This is a genomic window from Synechococcus sp. R6-10 (genome assembly GCF_047461815.1).
In the GTDB taxonomy this organism is placed as follows: Bacteria; Cyanobacteriota; Cyanobacteriia; order Thermostichales; family Thermostichaceae; genus Thermostichus.
In genome coordinates this window covers 1-2,236 of record NZ_JANSHW010000541.1, presented here as the reverse complement: position 1 = coordinate 2,236, position 2,236 = coordinate 1, and the positions used below count along the sequence as shown (strand labels likewise).

Genomic DNA, 2,236 nt, shown 5'->3' with positions numbered 1-2,236 from the left:
ACCCCATCTCTAGGAGGCTGATGCCGGTGGTCTTTCCTGCTGCTGAACCCCCTTTCGAGCGTTTCTCTGGCTCTGGGAAAAAGCGCGCCCTAACCTGGAATGAACTGGAGGAGCAGGTGCAGCAGTTTGCCCAGCGCTACCGGGGGCAGGTGGTCCAGCTCAGCCCGCCAGAGCTGGCGGTGGCGCTGCAGGAGTTGTCGGAGCTGACGCAGGCGCTCGCCCTGGCAGCCCATCTTGCCGAGGGTTGCGAGAGCAGCAGCCTTCCAACAGCGATCCCGGCTGAGGCCGAACCAGAGATGGCCTGGACGAAGGCAGACCCCAGCTGGAGGGATCTGGAGCGGGTCATCTCCCTGCAGAGCCAGCTGTTGTTTTTCCCCCTGGAACTGCAATCCCTGACCGCCGTTCCCCTCGGCGAACCCGCAGCTGAGACGCCGCAGGAGCGAGAGGATCGGCCCTCGGATCCCTTGGCCGCTGCTTGTGCCGAGCCGGAGCTGCGCCCCTTTCGCCAGTTTTTGTGTCGCCTCCTGCAGCAGCGGGGTCACCAACAACCGGAGCCTCTGGAGTGCCTGCTCCACCAACAGTACCCAACAGGAAGGTTAGCTTGGCGGCAGTTGTGGCAAGTGACCCTGAACTCGCCTGCCGCGCTCCCAGATCACACCCTTGTCCAGCTAGGAACTCCGTCCCACTGGCGCGAACAGAGCTTACCAACCCACGCCAGCGCCGAAATCCGTTGGGCTGCCTATCAGCGGCTGGGCCAACACCTGGAGGCCCATGCAGATCTGGGTGGGTTTATCCTCAGCACCCTGATCCGCGACCACCTGTGGGAGGCCCAATGGCGGGGCTATGACTCTGCTGCCGAGCTGTATCTGGCCCGCCAGGGCCTGACTCAGACCTTTTTGGAGAACCTATTGGAAGGGATCCGCGATCGGTTTGACCTGTTCCAGCACTATTACCGCCTCAAAAGCAGAACAATGGGACGTTCCATTCGCATCTGCGATCTGCATGCGCCCTGGGGGGATCCCGTGCCGCCCCTGACCTCTGCTGAGGCCACCTCTCTAATCTGGGCAGCCCTGCAGGACTTCTGCCCCGAGTGTGCGGCCCAGGCCAAACCCTGGCTGCTAGAAGTCGGCTCGGCAATCGAGGCAGACAAGCCCAATCGCGCAGCGGGCGCAGCCTTTCGCCCCGGCGAAACGGAGTTCTCGCCCAGGTCGGGAGAAACGGGATCCGGCGGGAGCGAGCTCCTGTTGAAGGTTCTTGCTATCATCAGCCAGCGGCTCCGGCCTGAGGATCCCCAAGTTTGGCTGGATCTGGAGGAGATGCAGGGGAGTTCCGCACTGCTGCCGCGAGCGTGGGGGGTGCAGGCTCACACCGTCTTTTTGCAGCAAATACTCCTGGATCACCTGGTTGCCTCAGCAGTGGGATCCCCTCGCATGGGCAGGCCTGCTCTTTACGACCCAGAGGGGCAAACTGCTCCGCAGCGCTGGCGGGAACGCTCCGGCAGCCTCAAGTTGGCCCAGGCCCTGTTGATACACCATTTGGAAGCCCAGTTGCAGGCGGTGTTTTACCAGAGCTTGATCAGTCGGCTGGAGCTGATTCTCTATCGGTCGGGGCTCCCCGCATGGGAAAATGTGGCAACCTATCCTCTTTGGGTGAGCGAAGAGTGGTTGAAGCTGTGTCAAGAGCTGTGCGGAGATGCGGTGGAACTGTTGCCGGAACACCAGTTTTACTGGGTGGGGATGCCGGAGCTGTTTCTCCACCCCTTTAGTGCCTATCAGGCTAGCCTTGCCAGCCTGGTGGCCTTGGCCTGTCACCGCCGCTATCACAGTTCTCCGCGCAACTTTCTGCCCCACTACCTCCGTTGGTTGGCCAGCCCGCCCGGATCCCTGACTTTGGAAGAAACCACCCAGATGCTGCAGGCGGATCTGAGCGACCCAGAGGGAGTGTTGCAGGCGCTGGAGGAGCTGGAGCATTGGATCGAGACGCTAGAAAAGCTGCTGGAAGAGGATCCGGATCGCTGACCCACCCTTGTTCTCTTGGACGTAGGCATGCCCTGCGGCGGGAAGATCCTGCGCCCGACTCCTGCGAACCCACCCCAGCGGAGCCAGCCGTTAAAGCGCGTCCCTTCCTGAAATGGGCAGGGGGGAAAGGGCAACTGCTCAGCCAATACGAACCCTTTTTCCCTCGCACCTGGAACACCTATCACGAGCCCTTTTTGGGGGGTGGAGCGGTCTTTTTT

General features: G+C 61.9%; 2 protein-coding genes. Both read left to right on the top strand.

The window, feature by feature from the left end; genetic code table 11:
* On the top strand, positions 1 to 2,018 hold a 2,018-nt coding region (locus NW837_RS13465; RefSeq protein ID WP_414332132.1), incomplete at its 5' end, for a hypothetical protein.
* Positions 1,970 to 2,236, top strand: a 267-nt coding sequence (locus NW837_RS13460; protein WP_414332131.1) for a DNA adenine methylase, incomplete at its 3' end; no start/stop codon positions are given. The genes NW837_RS13465 and NW837_RS13460, both read left to right, overlap by 49 nt.